Genomic DNA, 24,094 nt, shown 5'->3' on the forward strand with positions numbered 1-24,094 from the left:
ACAGCAACAGCACATCATTTCAATATCCTCCTTTTTCTAATAATTTAACCTAATTATATTCTATATTAATTTAATGTTCAACCATAACTTTCCTATTTATTGAAATTTAAAATAAAAAAGCTATTTTTCTCTTAATACAGTTTCTATTAGAATCTTTAATCCAATGACCCTTTCCTTGCCTAATATAACATTGGCAGCATGAAAAATATATTTATCTTCTGTTACCAATATAAGGTTAGTATCTAAATAGCAAGTATATAAAAGCAGTAAATCAATTTCTGATAACTTATCTGTATTAAAATAAGTATTACCTTTTTGAGAATGTTTTATATTTAGTATAGAGTAAAATTCTTTAAGCTCACCTCTATCTACTTCAATAACAAATGGAAGTAACTTGCAAAATCTTTCTGATAAAATTTGCATTCCTTTGTACTCTCGTCTTTCTTTTACAACAAGTTCTTGGCTTACTGCTTCTAATATTTTAATTTTATTCTCTTCAATAAGTCTGTTGATAACAAGAGGGTGTTGCTTCCAAAGTCCTATTACAACATTTGTATCTAGTAAATACTCCTTCATAATTATTCCTCCTAGAATTCTTAATCAGTTGAAAGTTTAGAGTTCAAAGTTATGCACTTTTAAAAAGAGCAGCTATGCTGCTATACGGAACTTTGCACATATAAATGGAACAGCTATGCACTTCTAACAAAAGCAGCTATGCTACAACGCAGAACTTCTCCGGCATTAGAAATTAACACTTAGCTACATATAATAAAAAAAATCTTAACTAATACTTATATTATACATTAGTTAAGATTTCATATAATCAATTTTAAGAACGATCTTCCATCTTTCTTTTTGCCTTCATTACATTTTCTTCACTAAGATGTGTTTCTTTAACTATTTCTCCCATACCACAACCTTTATCAAGCATTTCTTTTGCCTTTTCCATAGCTTTTTCATGTTCTCCCTTTTTCAAAATTTCCATAAAAAAATCCTCCTTTGTTAATGTAAATTTGAATTTATTATTAACTAAAGGAGAAAATTTTATTCTTATAATCTTACAGTTTCACCTGCTTTAATTTCTACAACCTTTTCATCAACACTTATCCAAAGAGATATAGCTGAAGGATTGTACACTATTTCACAATCTGCTGAATACTTTAAATTATTTAGAGCTTTTAAATAATCAACAATTTCTATATTAGTTGCATACCAAATTGAATCATGATTACTTACAGTTTTGCAAAACTCCTCAGCAAGCTCCCAATTGTCATCAACTTCAAATTCATAGCTATGTCCCCATACATATAATAATGACATACCAAAAGGGGGATTGTTAACAAAGCTCTTTGCTATTTCCATTAATCTAGGATTTTTATGATGACAAGTTGGATGCCATTCTAAAAAGTTTCTAGGTAAATGACATCCTTCATGTCCATTTACAGTTCTTGAATATTCAATTCCACAACTCTCCATAACTTGAATAACTTTATCATCATACGTTCCATATGGATATGCCATTCCTCTTACTGGATAACCAAATATTTTTTCTAAATTTTTTCTATCTTCAAAAATTTCTTTTATTATCATTTCTTTTGAAAGCTGTTCTAATTGAGGATGAGTTAAAGTATGTACTGCTACCTCATGGCCTTCATATAATTCTCCGATTTCATCGATATTGATCCTTTGTATTTTTTTACCTTGATTAATCCAATAATTGTCTTCACTTTGTATACCTGAATTAAGATTAAAGGTTGCTTTTAGATTATATTTATTAAAAATACTAACTAGTCTTTTATCTTGCATAATTCCATCATCATAGCTTAGAGTCAGAGCTTTTTGTCTTCCACCTTTGAAAAGGTTTTTAATAATATTCATATGAGTTGACCACATCCTTACAATTATAATTTTTAACTAAAATACCAATTAACAGTTTTAGTATAATTATTATATTTTTTTAAGTCAACCCAACAAATTATAGATTTATCATTAAAATAAATAGTAATTTATATCATCATACAAAACCTTAATAATAACAGCTATTGGAACTGCTAAAATCATTCCCAAAAAACCTCCTATAGTATCTCCAATTAGCAATAAAATTATTATTACAAATGGATGCATATCAGTACTGTCTCCTGTCATTTTAGGTGCTAAAATATCCCCCTCTATCTGCTGAATTAAGAACATTCCAAAAATCACCCAAAGAGCTTTAACAGGCGAGTCTAAAAGTGCAACTATAACAGCAGGAACTGCACCAAAAATAGGGCCAAAATAAGGTATTATATTTAATATTGCATTTAATATGGAAATCCATAATGGAAATTTAACCTTTAATATAATAAGTAACCCAAAAGTCAATAATCCTATTAGCCCTGAAAGTAGTAGCTGGCTTGTTATATATCTTGTCAGTACCCTATCTATATCTTTTAAGAATTTTCTAGTTAATTCTCTTTTTTCAGTGGATAATAGTAGCAGACTTTTTGTATAAATCTTATTTCCATCACATAAAAAATAATAAATCATGATTGGTATAATTGCAAAGGATATGATATTATCACTAAATTTAATCAAATTATCTATGGCGTTATCCGTAAATTTCATCCATATAGAATTTCCTTTTTCTAAAATATCATTATACAACATATTTATAAATACAACATTTTTTAATTTAAATCGTTCAGATATATCATAGAAAAAGTCATTTACATTATCTAGTATATTACTGATATTGGCTATTTCATTAAATAAAGCTGGAACTATTACTATGATACATGCTGCAACAATACTTATTATTATTGATATTACTAATATTGAAGCTATTTTTCTACTAACCTTAAACTTTGCCTCAAATGTATCTCTAATTGGACTTAATGTATATGCTAAAATGAAAGATGCTATAATGATATTTACAATAGTATTAAGTGATTTACTTAAAAAGTATCCTAATATAAAAATTATAATAAGGCTAAGGATTATTGTAGATAATATTAGTCTTTTATGCTTTCTTAATTGCATTATAATTTTCCATACTATGAGGCATAGATTTAAATGAAATCCCCTCATTACCTATATATAAGATATATTTTTCGCCAAGTATACATTTATTTATTAGAATAATTTGCTTACCTTTTATCATCTTATCTATTAATCCCGAACTTGTTACTATGGCTTTTATTGAATAATCCCTATCATCTATTATAATATCCTCTAACACGCCTTTTATATTCCCTGCTCTATCAATTATATCCATATACTTTAATTCCTTAAAAGCTAAACCATTGCCTCTTCGTATTGAATTAATTATTACATCTTCTCCTATATCTATTATTTCTTCCATATCAATATAGTTATTTTTAGAAAACAACACGCTACTCGATACTTTAAAACCTATAATTTTTGCCAGATAAAAATCTATATATATATCTTCAATTATTCCAATTTTCTTTCCCTTTAAATCATAAACCTTTTTAAAGTAAAAATCTCTTGTTTTAAACATTCTCTCCTCCTATTGGCTAATAATAAAATCAGATTATTTCTATCTTACCCTTAATAAGGAAAAGTATTCACGATCTTCTATTCAATATTTTTTTAATTAGTAATAAATAAAAAAAATAATAATAACTTAGAACTCATTAGTTCTTAGCTATTATTATTTTTATATACTATGAAAATTATAATACAGATTCAATTATTCCGCCGCCAACTACTATTTCATTATCATAAAATACAACTGATTGACCTTTAGTTATAGCTCTTTGTTTTTCTTTAAAAGAAACTTTTACTCTGCCATTTGGAAGCGGTGTTAACGTTGCTGCTGCTGGTTTTGCTGAATATCTTATTTTTGCTGTAACTTGTATTTCTTTTTCAAGTTTATCAAAAGGAATAAAATTTACATCCATAGCAACTAAATCAGTTTTAAATATATCATCTTCAGCACCTAGTACAACTTCATTTGTTTTAGCATTTATACCTATAACAAAAACTGGTCTTCCAAGGGATAATCCAAGACCTTTTCTTTGACCAATAGTATAATATACAATTCCTTTATGCTGCCCAAGTACATTACCATTTTTATCAACAAAATTACCTGGCTTTACTCTGTCTGGTTTTGCTTCTGAAATATATCTTCCATGATTATTATCTGTAATAAAACAAATCTCTTCACTGTCTTTTTTATTATGAACAGCTAAACCAATTTCTTTAGCTATTTCTCTTATCTTTGTCTTTTCATATGCTCCACAAGGCATTAAAGTATGTGCTAGTTGTTCTTGTGTAAAATTATATAAAGCATAAGTTTGATCTTTACTATCATCATCTGATCTTATCAATAAATATCTTCCATCACGCTCTTCAATTTTAGCATAATGACCTGTAGCTACATAATCTGCACCAATTCCTTTGGCTCTTCTTAAAAGTTCATCAAACTTTAAATGTTTATTACATTCAATACAAGGATTAGGTGTTTTTCCATCAATGTATTCCTGAACGAAAGGATCTATAACCTTTTCCTTAAAGTAATCTCTAAAATTTAAAACATAAAATGGTATTTCAAGTTTATCACACACTCTTCTTGCATCATCAACAGCAGAAAGGGAGCAGCAGCCCCCTTCTCTTTCTTCAAATTCACCATCGTGCTGCCAAATCTGCATTGTAGCACCAATGACTTCATATCCCTGCTGTTTCAATAAATATGCGGCAACAGAACTATCTACACCACCACTCATACCTACTAAAACTTTTTTCTTCATATTATTCTTCTCCATGCACCTGAGCATGTAAATCTTCATCACTATGCTCTTCCATTGGTATTACTTCTAATCCGTTTCTTGCTCTATAATCGTTTATAGCTTTATGAATAGCTTCTTCTGCAAGTACTGAACAATGCATTTTTACTGGTGGAAGTCCATCTAATGCTTCAGCAACTGCTTTATTAGTTAATTCCCAAGCTTCATCTAAAGTCTTTCCTTTAATTAATTCAGTTGCCATCGATGATGATGCAATTGCAGAACCACATCCAAAAGTCTTAAACTTAACATCCTTAATTATATTATCTTCAACCTTAAGGTAGATCTTCATTATATCTCCACACTTAGCGTTTCCTACTTCACCTACACCATTTGCATCTTCTATTTCTCCAACATTTCTTGGATTTTGGAAATGTTCCATTACCTTATCACTGTATATCATATTATTTTTCCCCTTTCTTTAAAAAGTCATCCCATAATGGTGACATATTTCTTAATCTTTCAATTATTGGTGGTACAACTTCAAGAACATAATCTACATCTTCATCTGTTGAACCATCTCCCATAGAAAGTCTTAATGATCCATGAGCTATTTCATGAGGTAATCCAATAGCAAGCAAAACATGCGATGGATCTAAAGATCCTGATGTACACGCGCTACCACTTGATGCACAAACACCTTTAAAGTCTAATGATAAAAGAATTGATTCTCCTTCGATAAATCTAAAACATACATTAACATTACCAGGTAATCTCTTATCACCTTTTGGTCCATTTAATTTAGTATAAGGAATTTCTAAAAGTCCGTTTATTAATCTATCTCTAAGTACTGTTAAATTTTTCATGTGTTCTTCTAAATTAGTTGTTGCAAGTTCAATAGCTTTACCAAGTCCTACTATTGATGCAATATTTTCTGTTCCTGCTCTTCTATTTCTTTCTTGAGCTCCACCATGAATCAAATTATCAATCTTAATTCCCTTTTTGATATATAATACACCAATACCTTTAGGTCCATAAATCTTATGGCCAGCAAGGGAAAGCATATCTATATTCATTTCTTTAACATCTACTGGAATATTTCCAACAGCTTGAACTGCATCTGTATGGAAATAGATTTTCTTTTCTCTACAAAGCTCTCCAATTTCTTTAATTGGTTCTATAGTTCCAATTTCATTATTAGCAAACATGATTGTTACTAAGATTGTTTTGTCAGTAATAGCAGCCTTTAAGTCTTCTAATCTAACTAAACCTTCATCATCTACATCTAAATATGTAACGTCAAAACCATTCTTTTCTAAATATTGACATGCATGAAGAACTGCATGATGTTCTATTTTAGTAGTTATTATATGGTTTCCTTTATTTTTATGAGCTGCTGCAATACCTTTAATTGCCCAGTTATCAGCTTCTGATCCACCGCCTGTGAAATACACTTCCTCTGGTAAACAATTTATAGCTTTTGCAACTTGTTCCCTTGCTTTATCTATAGCTCTTTTAGTTTCTCTTGATATCCCATAAAATGAAGATGGGTTTCCAAATTTTTCAGTAAAATAAGGAAGCATTTCTTCTAATACTTCTGGTTTTACATACGTTGTAGCTGAATAATCCATGTATACATTTTTCATTTTACTCTTCACTCCTATCAGCAATCTTGATGCCAGCTTTCTTTTTGGTCATAGCTTCGTGATCATCAAGTATATCTTGAAGTGTTATTGAATTCATAACACTATCTATACTATTTTTTATCTTTTCCCATACAGCTTTTGTTGCACAACAATCTGAAGTGTCGCATTGAACTCCATCAATACAATCAGCTATTTCAATCGGACCTTCTAAAATGGTCATTATATCTCCAACTGTTATTTCACTTGGCTGTTTACATAAAACATAACCCCCTTGTGCTCCTCTTATACTTCGTATAATATTTGCACGTCTAAGCGGGCTGAATAACTGCTCCAAATAATATTCCGAGAGATTCTCTCTTTTGGATATAGTTTTTATAGAAACTGGAGCTCCACCATAATTAGATGCTAAGTCAACCATAGCTCTAACACCATATCTTCCTTTTGTTGAAAGTTTCATACTTTCACCTCTTCTTAATATTTAATATCAATTTTTATTTATATCTTACCAAACCACTCTGCTTTTGTCAAATATAATTTATTTCTTCTTTATTGCTTCCCAATATTTTTTTATGCCGTCTTCATATTTATTTCTTTGTTCTTCGTAATAGCGCTTACCAATAAGCTCTTTGGGCATATATTCCTGCTCTACGTAATGATCTTGGTAACTATGAGGATATTTATATCCCCCAACTCCTAAATTAGCAGCCCCCATATAGTGAGCATCCTTTAAATGCATAGGAACATCACCAAAATTAATACTTTCTAAATCATTCATTGCTGAATCAATTGCTATAATAGCACTATTTGATTTAGGAAGTGTTGCTAAATATATTACTATTTCTGCAAGAATTATTCTTGCTTCAGGAAATCCAACCTTTAATGCAAGCTCTATTCCCGAATTAACAACAGACAAGGCTGTAGGAAATGCAAGACCTATATCTTCAGCTGCAATAACTGATATTCTTCTAACTATGGCAGTTAAATTACCACCTTTAATCAATCTTGCAAGATAGTGAATTGCTGCATCTGGATCACTTCCCCTAATACTCTTTTGAAGAGCACTCAATAAATTATAAAATTCATCACCACTAGCATCAGCTCTCATATTAGATTGTTCTAGGCTTTCTATATATTCTGTTGAAAGCTCTCTAATAGTTTTTACCTGAGAATTTATAGCTAACTCTAAAATATTATATGCTTTCCTATAATCTCCCTGAGATATTTCCCCAATATATTTAAGAGCTTCCTCAGAGTATTTAACTTCTATTCCTTCTTTTATCAGCTTCTCTATTGATCTTCTAAGACCTGTGATAATATCTTCTGTATTAAGCGGCTTAAAAGAAAATATATTGCATCTGCTTATTATAGCTTTATGTATAACAAAATAAGGATTTTCGGTTGTACTAGCGATTAAAGTGATTCGTCCATCTTCAATAAATTCTAATAAAGCCTGTTGCTGCTTTTTATTAAAATGCTGAAGCTCATCGATATACAAAACCACTCCATTATAATTTAAAAGATTATCCATATTATTGGTAATATCTTGAATATCTTTCACAGAAGCAACTGTTGCATTTAACTTATAAAATTTCTTATCTACATAATTAGCCATTATATTGGCTAAAGTAGTCTTTCCTGTTCCTGGTGGACCATAAAATATACAATTGCAGATATTTTTGCTCTTTATTAAATTATATAGGGGTTTTCCTTCGCTTAAAATATGTTGTTGTCCCACAAAATCTTTTAAATCACTTGGTCTCATTAAATCTGCTAATGGCCGCATTTTCCACCCCCGTAGATCAATTAACAGTTAACAATTAACAGTTAACAATTATTTTTGATTCGGCAAATCTCGTTATTATTTATTAATTTCTACTAAAAAACTAAGATTTATACCAAATATTATTATAACAGATATCTAAAAATAAAAAAGCAGTAAGAACATAAAATATTCTCACTACTTTGCTTAAATACTTAAATTTTTGTAACATTTTAACCAAATAAGGTTCTATCACTTAAAGCTTCTTCGCCATTTGCTCGTTCAAAAAGTCCAAGAAGCTTATTAGTATCAAGTCTTTCTTTTTCTTCACCTTGAATATCTGCTAAAATTTGACCTCTGTGCATCATGAAAAGTCTATTCCCATTTTCAAGAGCATGTTTAAGATTATGTGTAACCATAAGGGTTGTAATGCCACTATCCTTAACAATATTTCTAGTTATGTTCATGATTTTTTCTGAAGTTTTAGGGTCTAAGGCTGCAGTATGTTCATCAAGTAATAATAACTTTGGTCTAGACATTACTGCCATAAGTAAAGTTAAAGCTTGTCTTTGTCCACCAGATAAAAGCAATACTTTATTATAAATTTTATCCTCTAATCCTAAATTGAGCTCACTAACCATTTCCTTATAATAATCTATTCTCTTTTTATTTATTCCAAAGCTAAGACCAAAGCTCTTTCCTTTATTATCTGCAAGAGCAATATTTTCTAAGATAGTCATATTAGGTGCAACTCCCATAGAAGGATTTTGATACACTCTTCCAATAGATTTTGCTCTAACATGTTCTGGCTTATTAATAACTTCATCTCCATCTAATAATATGGAACCCGAATCTGCTGCTATTGTTCCTGATATCATGTTTAATAAAGTTGATTTTCCTGCACCGTTTGAACCTATAATGCTTATATAATCCCCTTGATTAACTTCTAAGGATAATCTATCAAAAACTCGGTTTTCATTTATTGTATTAGGATTAAATACTTTGGACAGTTGTTGTACTTTTAACATTTTCCGCACCACCTTCCACAAGTTTTTTCTTCTTGAATTTGAAAATTCCATTGTTAGAACATAGTGCTATAACTACAATTACTGCTGTCATTAATTTTAAGTCGTTAGCGTTTAATCCAAATTTTAATACAATGGCAATTGCTCCTTTATAAATAACTGCTCCAAGTATAGACAATGTAGTTGCTTTTATAAAAGATACTCTTTCAAATAATGAGCTTCCTATGATTACTGCAGCAAGTCCCATTACAACAGTACCTGTTCCCATTCCCACATCACTAAACCCTTGATATTGAGCTGTTAATGCTCCTGCCAATGCTGCTAGTGCATTACTTATAACAAGTCCTAATATTTTTATTAAATCCTTGTTTACTCCAAGAGAGGATACAACTTGTTCATTATCTCCTACTGCCATAAGTAAAAAACCTGATTTTGTCTTCATATAAAGATCAAATAATATTTTTACAACTGCTAACATAACAATAATTATTATTATAGGTGTTGCTCCTTTAAATAAATTTGGAACATTAAATAACGGAACATTAGCTTTTCCCATTATTCTTAGATTAACTGAATATAATCCTATCATCATTAATATACCAGCCATCAAGTTATCAATTTTAAGCTTAACATGTAAAAAACCTGTTATTCCTCCAGCTATTCCTCCACCAATAGCTGCAGCCATAATGCTTATCCAAGGATTTATGCCTTGAACCAAAAGAGCAGCTGAAATAGCAGCTCCCATTGGGAAAGTTCCGTCAACTGACATATCTGGGAAATCCAATATTTTATATGTTATATAAACTGCAATTGCAACAAGAGAAAACAATAATCCTTGTTCTAAAATGTTTAATAAAACACCCACTAGTTAACGCCCCCAGTTACTTTCTTACTGCTTGCTTCTATATCTGCTGGAATTGTAATGTTCAATTTCTTTGCAACATCGGTATTTATTGTAAAAGTCATATCACTTAATGTAGTAATTTCAACTTCTGAAGGTTTCTTTCCTGATAATACTTCTGCCGCTTTTAAACCAGCTTCTTTCCCTAATTTATAGTAATCTATACCTATAGATGCAAGTCCACCTTTTGTTACAACAGCATCTTCTGCACCGATTATAGGAATATTTTTATCTACACAAAGCTTACCTACTAATGCATATCCTGAAGCCACTGTGTTATCAGTTGGTGTATACAATACATCTATTTGACCTAAAGCACTTGCTAAATTTTGATTTATTTCATTAACATTGGTAACACCAATTTCTTTTACAGCTAGTCCTTGTTTTTCAGCTGCAGCTTTAAGTTCATTTACTTGTACAACCGAATTTGTTTCAGATGTATTATAAATTACTCCAACAGTTTTTGCATTTGGAAGTAATTTCTTTAACAAATCAATTTGTTTATCTACTGGCACCTTGTCAGATGTCCCAGTTACATTAGTCCCAGAACTCTTCCAATCTTTTGCTACTTCTGCTTTTACTGGATCTGTTACAGCTGTAAATATTATTGGAATATCTTTTGTTGAATTATATGCTGCTTGAACTGCTGGTGTAGCTATTGCAAAAATCAAATCTTTTTTTGCATCTACAAACTGCTTAGCAATAGTTTGTGCATTAGCTTGTTCACCTTGAGCATTTTGTTGTTCAATTTTAATATTTTTTCCATCTTCAAAACCTTTTTCTTTTAGTGCATCGACAAAACCTTTATTTGCTGCATCTAAAGCATCATGTTGAACTATTTGAACAACTCCAATATTCTTCACTTCTGATGAAGTAGCCGCTCCTTTATTAGAATCTGCCGCACTATTCCCGCATCCTGCAAGAACTCCACCAATTAATACTGTACATAACAGCATCGATAATTTTCTTTTTCCTACCATATTTCCATCCTCCTACTGATTTATTACCAATTTCCTACTATACTTCTAACCTTAAACTCAAAAATACTCTCATAAATATATAGCCATATTTATGATAAATATTCAAATAAATTGATAATAATTTATAAATCTTTTAAGATATAATATCATAATTTAATATAGTTGTAAAGTTCACGAACTCTTACTTTGATGATTATTTAGTTTTTTAGTATAAAAATTATATATCTTTTCCAAAAATTAGAATTAAAGTTTCTTTTTAATTTTTCCTTCGTTTATTTCTAATAAAAACCAACATTATATTGCTAAAATTCTCTAACGAATCTACAAAATATATGAAAATCTCTACATTTAATATATATTTAATTAAGCTTTAAATTTGTAATTAAGAATTTATACTAAAAATAGGGTGTCACACATAGAAACTTCACTATACTTATTTTAGAATCAAAACTTCTAATACAGCCAAATTTCTTAATATAACACCCTTGTAATTTTCTATTTATTTATATTTTCTGAGAAGTGTGTAGTTTTTCCTGTCTCCCCCTTAATTCATAACTGATTATATAGGTAATGCCCTATGTCCTATTCCAATAACCACTTCATCCAAATGTAATAATCCTATACTTAAAAATATGCATACTGATATATGCTCTCCACCTCTAGCTATGCCTATTTTCCCACCAACATTTAACCCATTTGCTCTATTTGAAATTTGAATTATAGCATCTCTAGTTGCTCCTATAACTGCTCCTTCATGAAGATGTTCTTCTCTTATAAGCTGATTTCTTTTTGCTGCAACTAATGCACTTTCTAATATTTTAGAGATAGAAGAATTAATATTGCCTCCAATATTTACTGCTGTAACCTTTATGCCTTGTTCATTATAGTATCTTTTTAATTCGTCTTCTTCACTTCTGTTACAAATAGCCATTTTAGTTGCAATCTTAGCTATTTTTGTACTATTACTCTCCATAAATGAACACCTCCACTTTACTTCATAAAACATTATATCATATTAACTTTTTATTAAAAACCCAAAGAAAAAGACATAGAATTTAAGTTACGATCTCAAATCCTATATCTATTATTATAATATATATTCAAATATTCCTTATTAATAAAAATTGCCCATAGCTCTAAATTTATTATATCTTTCATAAACTAAGGTTTCTAAATCTTTTCCTCTAAGTTCTATGAGCGTATCTAAAATTGTCTTTTTAATAGCTTCAACTACTTTATCTGGATTTTTGTGAGCTCCACCTCTAGGTTCTTTTATTTCATCATCTATTATATTAAATTCTTTTAAATCCTTAGCCGTAATTTTCATTACTGTTGCAGCTTCTTTTGCACGGCTGGCATCTTTCCATAATATTGATGCAAAGCCTTCTGGTGTAAGAATAGAATATACAGAATGCTCTAGCATAAAGATTCTGTCTGCTACTGCTAAAGCTAATGCTCCTCCACTACCACCTTCACCTGTAATTATTGAAATTATAGGAGTCTTTAATCTGCTTAATTCAAAAAGGTTATTTGCAATTGCTTGACCTTGACCTCTTTCCTCTGCGCCCATGCCAGGAAATGCTCCTGGTGTATCTACAAAGCAAATTACAGGTCTTTTAAATTTTTCTGCTTGCTTCATAAGCCTTAAAGCTTTTCTATAACCTTCTGGATTTGGCATTCCAAAATTTCTTTCTATATTTTCTGCTGTGTTTGAACCTTTTGTTATTGCAATAACTGTAACATTAATATCATTAATAGAAGCTATTCCACCAATTATAGATTTATCGTCGCCAAAACTTCTATCTCCATGAAATTCTATGAAGTCTTTGAACAAATTCTCTATATAATATTTTCCTGTAGGTCTATCCTTATGCCTTGCAATTTCTACACTTTCCCATGGTGTTACATTCATTTTAATAAAATCTTTATCCATAATTCCTCACTCCATGTAAAATAAGAATTTTATATATACATGCTCTCATGTTCTTTCTTTCAACAATTGCATCTACAAAACCTTTTTCAAGTAAAAACTCAGCTTTTTGGAAATCATCCGGAAGACTTTCTTTGATAGTATTTTCAATTACTCTTCTTCCAGCAAAGCCAACTAAAGCATCTGGTTCACTTAAAATGATGTCCCCTTCCATAGCAAAGCTTGCAGTAACTCCTCCAGTTGTTGGATCTGTAAGTATTGAAATATATAAAAGTCCTGCTTCATCATGTCTTGCAAGAGCTGCACTTACTTTAGCCATTTGCATAAGTGAAAAGATTCCTTCTTGCATTCTAGCTCCGCCTGAGCATGTAAATATTATTACTGGAAGTTTATTTTCTGTAGCATATTCTATTAGTCTTGTTATCTTTTCACCAACTACAGTTCCCATGCTTCCCATCATAAAGAAACTGTCCATAATAGCACAGGCAACTTCAATCCCATTTATTTGCCCAAGACCAGTAACAACAGCTTCAGAACTATCTGTTTTTGATTTTCCACTTTTTAATTTTTCTTCATAGCCTTCAAACTTAAGTGGATTAGTAGTCTTAAAATCCTTCCACATTTCTTTAAATGTGTGCTTATCAAAAAGAATGTCAATTCTTTCTTTTGCATTTATTCTAAAATGATGACCACAAGACGTACATACATATTTTGAGTTTTCTAAATCTTCAGCATAAATCATTCCATTACACTTATCACATTTAGTCCACATACCTGAAGGTATATTCGGTTTTTCTTCCTCAACAGTTTTCTTAATTGCTCCTGGTTTAACAGTTGCATATTGTCTTTTTACAAATAAATCCTTAAGCATCCTTCTTCACCATCTTTTCTGATAAAAATGAAGTGTCATAATCCCCTTCTAAGAATTCTTTACTATCAAGAATAGCAAGCTCAAAATTAATATTAGTTTTCACTCCGCCAACTGCAAATTCAGCTAATGCTCTACGCATTTTTACAATTGCTTCATTTCTATTCTCTCCAAAAGTAATAACCTTAGCTATCATCGAATCATAACAGTGAGGTATTTTATATCCACAATATATCGCTGAGTCTACTCTTACTCCCATTCCACCTGGAACGCACAATTCATCTATAGTTCCTGGACATGGTCTGAAATCATGATCCGGGTCTTCTGCATTAACTCTACACTCTATAGCATGACCTTTAAGTTTTATATCTTCTTGAGAATATCTTAGTTTTTCTCCCCAAGCTATTTTTATTTGCTCTTTTACTAAATCTACTCCAGTTATCATTTCAGTAATTGGATGTTCTACTTGAATTCTCGTATTCATTTCCATAAAATAAAAATTATTATCTTTATCAAACAAAAATTCTATAGTTCCTGCATTTTTGTAATCTACAGCAAGTGCAGCTCTTTTTGCTGCTTCTCCCATTTTAGCACGTAATTCTTCATCTAGCACATTAGATGGGGCTTCTTCAAGAACCTTTTGATTCTTTCTTTGCATTGAACATTCTCTTTCACCTAAATGAATTACATTTCCATATTCATCAGCTAATATTTGAAATTCAATATGCTTTGGTTTTTGAACGAACTTTTCTAAATATAATGTATCATCTCCAAAACAAGCTTTTGCTTCTGCCTTAGCTGTTTTAAAGCCCATTAGGAATTCTTCATCATTATTAGCAATTCTTATTCCTTTACCACCGCCGCCTGCTGCTGCTTTTATCATTACAGGGTATCCTATTTCTTTTCCAAGTTCTAAAGCATGTGTTTCATCTTTTATTGTACCTTCATATCCTGGTACAACAGGTACATTAGAAGATTTCATAATTTCCCTTGCTTTTGCTTTATTCCCTATCCATTCAATAGTTTGGTAATCAGGTCCAATAAACTTTATGTTACATTGTTTACACATCTTTGCAAATCGTGGATTTTCAGATAAAAATCCAAAGCCAGGATGTATTGCATCCGCACCTGTTAAAACACATGCACTTAAAATATTAGTTATATTTAAATAACTGTCTTTAGGCATTGCAGGTCCAATACATACAGCTTCATCTGCTAGCTGCGTATGAAGCGCTTCTCTATCTGCTTCTGAATAAACAGCAACTGTACTTATTCCCATTTCTCTGCATGCTCTTATTATTCTAACTGCAATTTCGCCTCTATTGGCAATTAGTACTTTCTTAAACATTCTTATCACCTATCCTATAGCAAAAAGTATTTCTGCTTCACAAACTGTCTTTCCATCAACTGATGCAATTCCTTTACCTATACCTATAGGTCCTTTAATTTTTATGATTTCACAATATAAATCCAATCTATCTCCAGGTACCACTTTGTTTTTAAATCTTACTTTATTAGTTCCTGCAAATAAAGGAGTTTTACCTTTATATTTTTCCATTGAAAGAATAGCAACTGCACCTGCTTGAGCTAAAGCTTCAATTTGTAATACTCCTGGCATAATTGGTTCATTTGGATAATGGCCTTGAAAATATGCTTCATTAGCAGAAACATTTTTATATCCTTTTACAAACAACTTTTCTTCTATATCCATTTCAACAACTCTATCTATTAATAACATAGGATATCTATGAGGTATAATTTCCTTTATTTCATTAATATTAAGCACTACCCTATTCCCCCTTAATTTTAAACAACGGCTGACCGTATTCTACCATATCTCCATCTTTAGCTAAACATTCCACAACTGTTCCACTATATTCACTTTCAATTTCATTCATAAGCTTCATTGCTTCAATTATACAAACAACTTTGCCTTTAGAAACTGTTCCACCAACTTCTAAAAAGGCAGGACTTTCCGGCGATGCTGAAGAATAGAATGTTCCAACCATAGGTGATGTTATAATACTTAAACTTGCATCATCTATTGATGCTTCTTTTTCAATTTTTGTTTCTTCTACTGAGTAAACTTCTGACTTTTCTACTGAATTAACAGGAACAACTATATTACTAGTATTAACTGAACTTGTTGCAGTGGCATTATTTAGCTTTCCCGAATTATTGTCAATTACTCCTCTATTTAATGATTTATCCATCTTAATATGATCATTTCCAGTTTCAAGCTCAAAAAAAGCTAAACTTGAAGAATCAACTAACTTAATAAGTTCTTTAATCTTTTCAAAATCCATAATAAAACTCCCCTTTAATTCAATTAACAGTTAACAGTGCACAATTAACATTTTATAAACAAAGCCCATAGGAAAAGTTCTGCTAACAAAATACTTTGAGCATAACTTTTCCGTAGGAATTTGAATAAATATATTACATTTCTGAAATACTTTTAAAATTTCCACATTAACTATCAACTTTTAGCTATTACTTCTTAACTGATTTTATTTCCATTTTTTCAAAAGTAAAGTTGCATTGTGTCCACCAAATCCTAATGAATTAGTCAATGCATATTCTAATTCTTTTTCTCTTCCCACATTTGGTACATAATCTAAATCTAATTCTTCATCCTTAGTTTTATAACCAATTGTTGGAGGAATAAATCCATCTTGAAGAGCCTTAGCACATATTATTGCTTCAATTGCTCCAGCAGCTCCAAGTAAATGACCTGTCATTGACTTTGTTGAAGATATTGGAACATTGTATGCTGCTTCACCAAACGCTGCTTTAATTGCTGCTGTTTCAAATTTATCATTTAATTCTGTAGATGTTCCATGAGCATTAATATATGAAACTTCTTCTGGTTTTATACCACCTTCTGCTATAGCATCTTTCATAGCTCTAGCCGCACCACTTCCATCTGGTGCTGGTGAAGTAATATGATATGCATCACAAGTTGAACCATATCCAACTAATTCAGCTATTATATTCGCTCCTCTAGCCTGTGCATGTTCTAAAGATTCAAGAACTAAAACTCCTGCTCCTTCACCCATTACAAATCCACTTCTTTCATTATCAAAAGGAATAGATGATCTTTCTGGGTCATTGTTTGAATTTAAAGCCTTCATGCTATGAAAACCACTAATTGCAAGTCTTGTAATTGATGCTTCTGCTCCACCTGCAAGCATTGCATCTGCATAACCATGTTTGATTGTTCTAAATGCATCTCCAATATTATTAGTTCCTGTAGCACAAGCTGTTACTGCTGATGTACAAGGTCCTTTTAAACCATATTTAATAGCAACATTTCCTGCTCCTAAATTTATTATTGCCATAGGAATAAAGAATGGAGTTACTCTCTTTGATTTTCCTGTAGCAAGCTTACTACATTCCTCTTCGATAGTTTCAAATCCACCTATTCCTGAACCTAACATTACCCCAAATCTATCTAAATCTTCTTTTTCTAAATCTATTCCTGAATTCTTTATTGCTTCATCTGCTGCAACTAAAGCAAATTGAGAAAATCTATCTAGTCTCTTACACTCTTTTTTCCCAATTACAGTTTCTGGATCAAAATCTTTAACTTCCGCTGCAATTTTTACATCTATTAACTCTTGATCTACTAAAGTAATAAAGTCTATTCCTAGTTTTCCTTCTTTTGCATTATTCCAAAACGTGTTAACATCATTACCTATAGGAGTTACTGCTCCCATTCCTGTAATAACAACTCTTCTTTCCATAACCTTACTCTTCCTCCATTACATTAACATTCCACCATCAACTTGGATTACTTGACCTGTAACATAATCTGAACCTTCACCTGCTAGGAAAGCAACTACATTAGCCACATCTTCTGGTTTTCCAAATTTCTTAAGTGGTATATTTTTCTTTGATTCTTCTTTAACTTTATCGCTTAACTCATGTGTCATATCAGTTTCAATAAATCCTGGTGCTACTGCATTTACAGTGATTCCTCTTGACCCAACTTCTCTAGCAAGTGATTTGGTCATTCCAATTACGCCTGCTTTAGACGCTGAATAATTAACTTGCCCTGCATTTCCTGTAAGACCAACTACTGATGAAATATTTATTATCTTTCCACCTTTTTGTTTAACCATTATTGGAGTAATTGCTTTTAAGCAGTTAAATACTCCTTTTAAGTTTACATCTATAACAGTATCAAAATCTTCTTCTTTCATTCTAAGTATTAAGTTATCCTTCGTAATACCTGCATTATTTACCATAATATCAATATTACCAAACTTCTCCTTGGCTGCTGCAACAAGATTTTCTACATCTTCTACTTTAGAAATATCTCCCTTTACACTTAAAACTTCAACACCCATTTCTTTGATTTCATTTTCAACTTCTTGAGCTTCTTTTTCGCTACTTCTATAATTTAAAACTATATTTGCTCCAAGAGATGCAAGCTTTAAAGCAATTGCTTTTCCAAGGCCTCTTGATGCTCCTGTAATAATTGCACATTTTCCTTTCAACATAACAACCCCCGTTAGTCAGTTAGCAGTTTACCGTACACAGTTAACTGTTAACTGTATTTTGTAATGATTCTATATTTTCTACATTTAATAATTTTGCATTTTTATTAATTTTCTTAACAAATCCTCTAAGTGCTTTTCCTGGTCCAACTTCAATGAAAGTATCTACTCCACTTTCTATCATGTGGTTTATTGTCTTTTCAAAAAGCACTGAAGTTCTTATATGTTTCTTTAATAAGTCCTTTATATCATCTTCTTTTTCATATGGAGTTCCTTTAACATTGGAATATACTACTTTATTAAGTTCCTTAATTTCTACAGTCTTAATTGTATTGTAGAATTCTTCACTTGCTGGTTCAAGAAGAGAACTATGGAATGGTCCACTTACATTTAAAGCAATTCCAAGTCCGCCAAGCTCTTTTGCAATTTTAACTGCTTCATCAATTGCTTGATTTTCTCCTGAAATAACTACTTGTCCTGGACAGTTGAAATTAGCACCTTCCACAATTCCAAATTCACCAGCTCTATCTAATAATTCCTTTAACTTTTCATCATTTAACTTAAGGACTGCAGCCATTTTCCCTAGACCTTTTGGAAGAGCACTTCCCATTATTCTTCCTCTTTCTTTTATAAGAAGTAATCCCTCTTCTAACGAAAGAGCTCCCCCATATATAAGTGCAGCGTATTCACCTAAGCTAAGTCCTGCCGTATAATCAGCTTCAATATTATTTATTTCTAAAGCTTTTAAAGCCATTAGAGATGCAACAAGAATTGTAGGCTGAGCATTTTCTGTTAAAGTCAAAAGTTCTTCTGGTCCTTCAAACATCATCTTCTTTATAGGCATATCTAGAATTTCTTCACTTCGATCTAACAATTCTTTACATTCTGGTATATTATCATAAAGGTCTTTCGCCATTCCAATTGTTTGAACTCCTTGGCCTGGAAAAAGGAATGCTGTTTTACTACTATTCATATTTCCCTCCAAATTTTTCATATACTTCTTTTGCACCATCAAATAATTCTTTAATTATTTCGCAGCAGCTTTGTTCTTTATTTACAAGTCCTGCTATTTGCCCTGACATAAGTGAACCATTATCAACATCTCCATCAATAACAGCTTTTTTTAATGCTCCTGCTCCAAGTTTCTCTAACTCTTCAACAGATACTCCTTCTTTTTCCAACTTAAGATAAGTTCTTGCAAGTTTATTTCTAAGAACTCTAACAGGATGCCCAGTTGGTCTTCCTGTTACTTCTGTATCTATATCATTAGCTTTTAATACTTTATCTTTGTAATTTTGATGAATTGTACATTCATTAGCTACTAAGAATCTTGTTCCAACCTGAACACCTTCTGCTCCTAACATAAACGATGCTGCTACTCCTCTTCCATCACCAATACCACCAGCAGCTATAACTGGTACATTTACAGCATCTACTACTTGAGGTACTAAAGTCATTGTAGTTAATTGACCTACATGACCACCCGATTCAGTTCCTTCTGCAATTATTGCATCAGCACCTGATTTTTCCATTCTCTTAGCTAAAGCTACTGAAGCGACTACTGGAATAACTTTTATTCCATGTGCCTTCCACTTTTCCATGTACTTTCCTGGACTGCCAGCACCTGTTGTAACTACAGATACACCTTCTTCACATACCAAATCAGCTATTTCATCTGCATTTTCTGCCATTAACATTATATTTACACCAAATGGCTTGCTAGTCATCTTTTTAGTCTTTTGTATTTGTTCCCTTACCCATTCTGTTGGTGCAGCTCCAGTAATTATTCCAAGCCCACCTGCTTCACTTACTGCTGAAGCTAAGGACGCATCTGCAATTCTTGCCATTCCACCTTGAAATATAGGGTATTTTATTTTTAACAGGTCACATACTCTATTTTTTTCCACAACAAATCCTCCTACCACTATCCACTCTATTCATGATAATGGGAATTTTTTATTTTTATAAGCTATATAAGTCCAAAAAATATATATAAATAAAATTACATAATATGAAAGTAATTTTACTATTACGAATTATAATTATCAATTGATTACTAAAAAATTAAAAATAAGTTCATAATCTCCAAAGGACTTTTAGACTTAAATATTTTTCTCCACATATTCTACAGCATCCTGAATTGTTTTTAAGTCTTCAACTTCTTCAATTTGTATATTGTACTTTTCTTCGAGTTCAATAACTATTTGGAATAAATCTAAGGAATCAGCTCCTAATTCTTCAAAAGTTGTTTCTAATTTAACTTCCTCTTGCTCAATCCCTAATTGTTCGCATATAACGTCTCTAATTTCTTCAAATAACATAAACATATACCTCCATAAATATTTATTTGTTTTTAACTTAAATTGTTATTATAAAAATGTAAATTCCCTACAATTACTTACCTTAAATACTCGCAAAACAAGCTAACATCATCAAATCACAGATTAAAAGTATCTGCTTAAAAAGGAAACTCGACTCACATTTGTTCGCAGAGTGAGTTCCAATAGCAAAAAACTTTTAAGGAACTTATCACTTACCACTCAATTAATGAAGCAGCATAAGTTAACCCGCCACCAAATGCTACTAAAACAATTTTATCACCTTTGTTTAATAAACCTTTTTCATACATTTCATTTAAAACTATAGGTACAGAAGCTGATGATGTATTTCCAACTCTATCTAAATTTAAATAAAATTTATCTTCTTCTAATTTTAATTTTTCAGCTGCAGATTTTATTATTCTGTAATTTGCCTGATGAGGTACTATATACTTAATTTCATCTATTGAAATCCCTGAATTCTTTAGAACTTCAGTAACACCATCAGCTATAGCTGATACTGCAAATCTAAGAACTTCCCTTCCATTCATCTTTATTAATCTATCTTGAGTAACCTTTTCTTTTGTAAAAGGAGTATCAAAATCTGCCCCGCCTATTGTTAATGCATTTCCTTTTTTTCCATCAGAACGCATATATGATTTTATTATCCCTTTTGTTTCACTTTGTTTTAATACTGCAGCTCCTGCTCCATCTCCAAATAAAATACAAGTGCTTCTATCGGTCCAATCCATAACCTTTGAAAGAACTTCTGCTCCAATTACTAAAGCATTTTTATAATTCATTGTCTGCATTAAGCCATTTGCTATTTCAAGACCATATACAAAGCCTGAACATGCCACACTAATATCAAAACAAGCAGCTCTATCTGCATTTAAATTACTTTGTACTAAACATGCAACAGAAGGTATAAACATATCTGGGCTAATTGTTGCAACTATTATTAAGTCTAGATCTTCAGCTTTAATTCCAGCTCTCTCAAGAGCAATTTCAGCTGCTTTAGTTGCTATCTCAGATGTATTTTCACCTTCTGAAATTCTTCTTTCACTTATTCCTGTTCTTTGAACTATCCATTCATCATTAGTTTCCACAAATTCACTAATCTTATCATTTGTGACTACTAATGGAGGTAAATATGCTCCTATTGAAGCAATTTTAACATTACACATAGTATTCTCCTTTTATTCTAATCTATATTTTTCTTTAAAAAATTCATTTATCTTATTTAGAGAAGAAATCAAAAGCTCCTCTTCTTCTAAATTTAACCCATCTATTGCTGTATTAACCATTTCTCTATGAAATTTTTCGTGAATTCTATAAGCCAGTTTGCCTTTTTTAGTTAATTTAACTAATACAACACGCCTGTCTTCTTCAATTCTTTTTCTCTCTACATATCCCTTTTTTATAAGTTTATTTACAGCTGTTGTTAAAGTACTTACTGTAATTTTTAACTTTTGAGCTACTTCAGACATGGTTCTTTCAGTGTACATGCCGATAGCCTCTATTGTATGCACTTCTGTTATTGACAGTTCTGACAGTACACCGTTCTTTAAACTTTGTTCTTCAATTTGTAAAACATCATTAAATAACTGTACCAAAAGCCCATTAATCATTAATGTTGATTTATCCATTCATTCGCACTCTCCACTTGAAAACTAAAATATTTTTTAGAAATCTAAATTTATCTTTTGAGTGTTTTCATTTTAATAAAATGTAAGAAGATTATTTTATTTCTAAAATTATACATGTGACATAAAAACTTTTTATATCAAATAGTTTGATAATCAAAATATACTATACTAAAAGTTCAATGTCAAATCTTTCTCACTTTTTTCCATTTTCACTCAGCTTTTAATTTTTGTTGCCATATGCTATAATTAATTAAAGATTATTTATAGCATTAATGTTAAAAAGTAGGAGGTGTACATAATATGACTAAAAAATTAGTTTTAGCTGCAGTTTTAATGTTAAGTATTGTAATGGTTTCTTGTACTACAAAACCTACTGACACTACTAACTCTAATAGTACTACTGTAGACCAAGGTACTCAAAACAAAGATTCTTCTAAAGAAGTTGAAAAGCCAAAAGAAGAACCAAAAGTAAATAAAATAAAGCTTTCCATCTATTCTATAGATGAAAATTCTTTAGAACCTAACGAATCAGGTACTATTGAAGTAAATGAAAACGCAAGTGTAGAAGATAAATTAAAAACATTAGCAAAAGAATTATCTGAAAAGAAATTTGACAAACTATCTATAGAAGTTAAATCTATTGATAAAGTTGATGGTAAAAAAGTTGCCACTATAAATTTAGTTGATTCTGATGCAAAAAAATGGGTTCCGAAATTCCAAGGTTCAACTGGTGGAGCCATTACAGCAAACACTTTAATTGAAAATTTCCTTCAATCCAATAATAAAAATAAAGGCGAATGGGTTGATGGTGTAAAATTCTTATATAATAACAAGCCTATTGAATATGAACATGTGGCTGATTTAGCCACTACTCATTACAAAAATTAAAGTAAAATTAGAAAAGTTGCACAAAACGTAAAATTTGTGCAACTTTTTTTATTTAACAATGAATTTTTCATTAATAAATTCACATTTTATTTACAATATTCAAAATAAGTTTAGAAATAAACATTAACATATTTTTTATTTTACACTAAATCTAATTAATATTAAAATTTCTATTAATTAAGATTAAATAGTGTCTGAATTTTCTAAATATTATTGCAAATAATTCTATTTTATTTGCATATTGTGATATAATTAACTTATAATTCCATAAAGTTATCTAATTATTCAATTTCATCATTTTTTGATATTTTTATAATTTTTGAGGGGGTATTAACATGAAAAATTATGTACGTTGTAGAGTTTGCGGTTTTATTATGGAAGAAGCAGATTTAAAAGATGTTTGTCCAGCATGCGGAGTTCCTAAAACTGCTTTTGTGGAACACAAATTCACCATTAAAGAAAAGAGATTACAAATATTAAGTTTACATTTACATCCTATTTCTGTTCATTTTCCAGAAGCAATAGCTGTTTTTTTAGTAGGCTTTCTCTTACTATCCTTTATAACACCGGATTATATGAGTAAAGACTTATTAACTGTAAATAAAGTTCTTTCTATATTTTTCCCTTTAACTGTGGTCTTAGCCTTTGTCGCTGGAGTATATGATGCTAAAATACGTTTTAAAAAGCTATCTCCACCTTATTTAAAAATGAAAATTTATCTTGGAATTGGATTATTTGTAGGTTCTTTATTTATGCCTTTTCTTTATGTATATAGTGGAGATACCTTAGCTATGAAATTTTTAATACTTATTATTTCTATTATAAATTTACTTTTATGTGTACGTTTAGGAAAGATGGGTGGAAAACTAATTGATTCAGTAATGCCAGGTTAGAATTTTAT

The 24,094-nt window shown here is 30.7% G+C and carries 28 protein-coding genes; 2 read left to right on the top strand and 26 right to left on the bottom strand.

All coding sequences use genetic code 11. From position 1 onward, the window contains the following. Positions 1-120: 120 nt before the first annotated feature. The 26 genes from GXK56_RS03430 to GXK56_RS03550 form a co-directional block, all read right to left on the bottom strand. The gene (locus GXK56_RS03430; protein WP_160685051.1) at positions 121-576 is read right to left on the bottom strand and encodes a PIN domain-containing protein; all 456 of its coding nucleotides are present in this window, start codon (positions 574-576) and stop codon (positions 121-123) included. Between the two features lie 253 nt (positions 577-829). Continuing rightward, positions 830-985 carry a hypothetical protein gene (locus GXK56_RS27675; RefSeq protein ID WP_202127818.1) on the bottom strand — a complete coding sequence of 52 codons (156 nt, stop codon included), beginning with the start codon at positions 983-985 and terminating at the stop codon, positions 830-832. A gap of 65 nt (positions 986-1,050) precedes the next feature. After that, positions 1,051-1,878 carry a polysaccharide deacetylase family protein gene (locus tag GXK56_RS03435; RefSeq protein WP_160685054.1) on the bottom strand — a complete coding sequence of 276 codons (828 nt, stop codon included), beginning with the start codon at positions 1,876-1,878 and terminating at the stop codon, positions 1,051-1,053. 111 nt (positions 1,879-1,989) lie between these two features. Next, the gene (locus GXK56_RS03440; protein WP_160685058.1) at positions 1,990-3,018 is read right to left on the bottom strand and encodes an AI-2E family transporter; all 1,029 of its coding nucleotides are present in this window, start codon (positions 3,016-3,018) and stop codon (positions 1,990-1,992) included. Beyond that, on the bottom strand, positions 2,999-3,499 hold the full coding sequence (locus GXK56_RS03445) for a PRC-barrel domain-containing protein (RefSeq protein ID WP_160685061.1): 501 nt from the start codon (positions 3,497-3,499) through the stop codon (positions 2,999-3,001). The genes GXK56_RS03440 and GXK56_RS03445 overlap by 20 nt, the downstream gene beginning before the upstream one ends. A 175-nt stretch (positions 3,500-3,674) precedes the next feature. After that, positions 3,675-4,751: a tRNA 2-thiouridine(34) synthase MnmA gene (gene mnmA / locus GXK56_RS03450; protein ID WP_160685064.1), complete on the bottom strand. Its 1,077-nt coding sequence runs from the start codon at positions 4,749-4,751 to the stop codon at positions 3,675-3,677. Position 4,752: 1 nt separating this feature from the next. After that, positions 4,753-5,190, bottom strand: a complete 438-nt coding sequence (gene nifU, locus GXK56_RS03455) for a Fe-S cluster assembly scaffold protein NifU (RefSeq protein ID WP_160685067.1) — start codon at positions 5,188-5,190, stop codon at positions 4,753-4,755. A gap of 1 nt (position 5,191) precedes the next feature. Beyond that, positions 5,192-6,373: a cysteine desulfurase NifS gene (gene nifS / locus GXK56_RS03460; RefSeq protein WP_160685070.1), complete on the bottom strand. Its 1,182-nt coding sequence runs from the start codon at positions 6,371-6,373 to the stop codon at positions 5,192-5,194. 1 nt (position 6,374) lies between these two features. After that, the gene (locus GXK56_RS03465) at positions 6,375-6,830 is read right to left on the bottom strand and encodes an Rrf2 family transcriptional regulator (RefSeq protein ID WP_160685073.1); all 456 of its coding nucleotides are present in this window, start codon (positions 6,828-6,830) and stop codon (positions 6,375-6,377) included. 78 nt (positions 6,831-6,908) lie between these two features. Further along, positions 6,909-8,156 carry a replication-associated recombination protein A gene (locus GXK56_RS03470; RefSeq protein ID WP_160685076.1) on the bottom strand — a complete coding sequence of 416 codons (1,248 nt, stop codon included), beginning with the start codon at positions 8,154-8,156 and terminating at the stop codon, positions 6,909-6,911. Between the two features lie 209 nt (positions 8,157-8,365). After that, positions 8,366-9,160, bottom strand: a complete 795-nt coding sequence (locus tag GXK56_RS03475) for an ATP-binding cassette domain-containing protein (protein WP_160685079.1) — start codon at positions 9,158-9,160, stop codon at positions 8,366-8,368. Continuing rightward, on the bottom strand, positions 9,126-10,022 hold the full coding sequence (locus tag GXK56_RS03480) for an ABC transporter permease (RefSeq protein WP_160685082.1): 897 nt from the start codon (positions 10,020-10,022) through the stop codon (positions 9,126-9,128). Before GXK56_RS03480 ends, GXK56_RS03475 begins: the two co-directional genes overlap by 35 nt. Then, positions 10,022-11,038: an ABC transporter substrate-binding protein gene (locus GXK56_RS03485; protein WP_160685085.1), complete on the bottom strand. Its 1,017-nt coding sequence runs from the start codon at positions 11,036-11,038 to the stop codon at positions 10,022-10,024. The genes GXK56_RS03480 and GXK56_RS03485 overlap by 1 nt, the downstream gene beginning before the upstream one ends. 559 nt (positions 11,039-11,597) lie before the next feature. After that, positions 11,598-12,011: a HutP family protein gene (locus GXK56_RS03490; RefSeq protein ID WP_160685088.1), complete on the bottom strand. Its 414-nt coding sequence runs from the start codon at positions 12,009-12,011 to the stop codon at positions 11,598-11,600. A gap of 141 nt (positions 12,012-12,152) precedes the next feature. Further along, positions 12,153-12,971 (bottom strand): acetyl-CoA carboxylase carboxyltransferase subunit alpha, encoded by an 819-nt coding sequence (locus GXK56_RS03495; RefSeq protein ID WP_160685091.1) that lies wholly within the window; start codon positions 12,969-12,971, stop codon positions 12,153-12,155. After that, positions 12,964-13,839, bottom strand: a complete 876-nt coding sequence (accD, locus tag GXK56_RS03500; RefSeq protein WP_160685094.1) for an acetyl-CoA carboxylase, carboxyltransferase subunit beta — start codon at positions 13,837-13,839, stop codon at positions 12,964-12,966. The genes GXK56_RS03495 and accD overlap by 8 nt, the downstream gene beginning before the upstream one ends. Beyond that, positions 13,832-15,184 (bottom strand): acetyl-CoA carboxylase biotin carboxylase subunit, encoded by a 1,353-nt coding sequence (locus GXK56_RS03505; protein ID WP_160685097.1) that lies wholly within the window; start codon positions 15,182-15,184, stop codon positions 13,832-13,834. Before GXK56_RS03505 ends, accD begins: the two co-directional genes overlap by 8 nt. A 9-nt stretch (positions 15,185-15,193) precedes the next feature. After that, positions 15,194-15,622: a 3-hydroxyacyl-ACP dehydratase FabZ gene (gene fabZ / locus GXK56_RS03510; RefSeq protein WP_160685100.1), complete on the bottom strand. Its 429-nt coding sequence runs from the start codon at positions 15,620-15,622 to the stop codon at positions 15,194-15,196. A 4-nt stretch (positions 15,623-15,626) separates the two neighbouring features. Beyond that, complete coding sequence (gene accB, locus GXK56_RS03515) at positions 15,627-16,142, bottom strand: acetyl-CoA carboxylase biotin carboxyl carrier protein (RefSeq protein ID WP_160685103.1); 516 nt, start codon at positions 16,140-16,142, stop codon at positions 15,627-15,629. Between the two features lie 204 nt (positions 16,143-16,346). Then, positions 16,347-17,582, bottom strand: coding sequence for a beta-ketoacyl-ACP synthase II (gene fabF, locus GXK56_RS03520; protein ID WP_160685105.1), 1,236 nt, complete (start codon positions 17,580-17,582; stop codon positions 16,347-16,349). An 18-nt stretch (positions 17,583-17,600) separates the two neighbouring features. Beyond that, positions 17,601-18,341 carry a 3-oxoacyl-[acyl-carrier-protein] reductase gene (fabG, locus tag GXK56_RS03525; RefSeq protein WP_160685107.1) on the bottom strand — a complete coding sequence of 247 codons (741 nt, stop codon included), beginning with the start codon at positions 18,339-18,341 and terminating at the stop codon, positions 17,601-17,603. 40 nt (positions 18,342-18,381) lie between these two features. Then, positions 18,382-19,311, bottom strand: a complete 930-nt coding sequence (gene fabD, locus GXK56_RS03530) for an ACP S-malonyltransferase (protein ID WP_160685109.1) — start codon at positions 19,309-19,311, stop codon at positions 18,382-18,384. After that, positions 19,304-20,245 (bottom strand): enoyl-[acyl-carrier-protein] reductase FabK, encoded by a 942-nt coding sequence (gene fabK, locus GXK56_RS03535; protein WP_160685112.1) that lies wholly within the window; start codon positions 20,243-20,245, stop codon positions 19,304-19,306. Before fabK ends, fabD begins: the two co-directional genes overlap by 8 nt. 195 nt (positions 20,246-20,440) lie before the next feature. Beyond that, positions 20,441-20,659, bottom strand: coding sequence for an acyl carrier protein (locus GXK56_RS03540; RefSeq protein WP_160685115.1), 219 nt, complete (start codon positions 20,657-20,659; stop codon positions 20,441-20,443). A 212-nt stretch (positions 20,660-20,871) separates the two neighbouring features. Then, a complete protein-coding gene (locus GXK56_RS03545; protein ID WP_160685118.1) occupies positions 20,872-21,843 on the bottom strand; it encodes a beta-ketoacyl-ACP synthase III in 972 nt (323 codons plus the stop codon). A gap of 12 nt (positions 21,844-21,855) precedes the next feature. Next, positions 21,856-22,305 carry a MarR family transcriptional regulator gene (locus GXK56_RS03550; protein WP_160685122.1) on the bottom strand — a complete coding sequence of 150 codons (450 nt, stop codon included), beginning with the start codon at positions 22,303-22,305 and terminating at the stop codon, positions 21,856-21,858. 300 nt (positions 22,306-22,605) lie between these two features. Between GXK56_RS03550 and GXK56_RS03555 the strand changes: the two genes are divergently transcribed. Both GXK56_RS03555 and GXK56_RS03560 read left to right on the top strand, forming a co-directional pair. After that, positions 22,606-23,193, top strand: a complete 588-nt coding sequence (locus GXK56_RS03555) for a hypothetical protein (RefSeq protein WP_160685125.1) — start codon at positions 22,606-22,608, stop codon at positions 23,191-23,193. Positions 23,194-23,528: 335 nt separating this feature from the next. Next, positions 23,529-24,086 (top strand): rubredoxin-like domain-containing protein, encoded by a 558-nt coding sequence (locus tag GXK56_RS03560; RefSeq protein WP_160685128.1) that lies wholly within the window; start codon positions 23,529-23,531, stop codon positions 24,084-24,086. Positions 24,087-24,094: the final 8 nt, after the last annotated feature.

It is taken from the genome of Clostridium sp. C2-6-12 (genome assembly GCF_009928485.1).
Lineage (GTDB): Bacteria > Bacillota > Clostridia > Clostridiales > Clostridiaceae > Clostridium.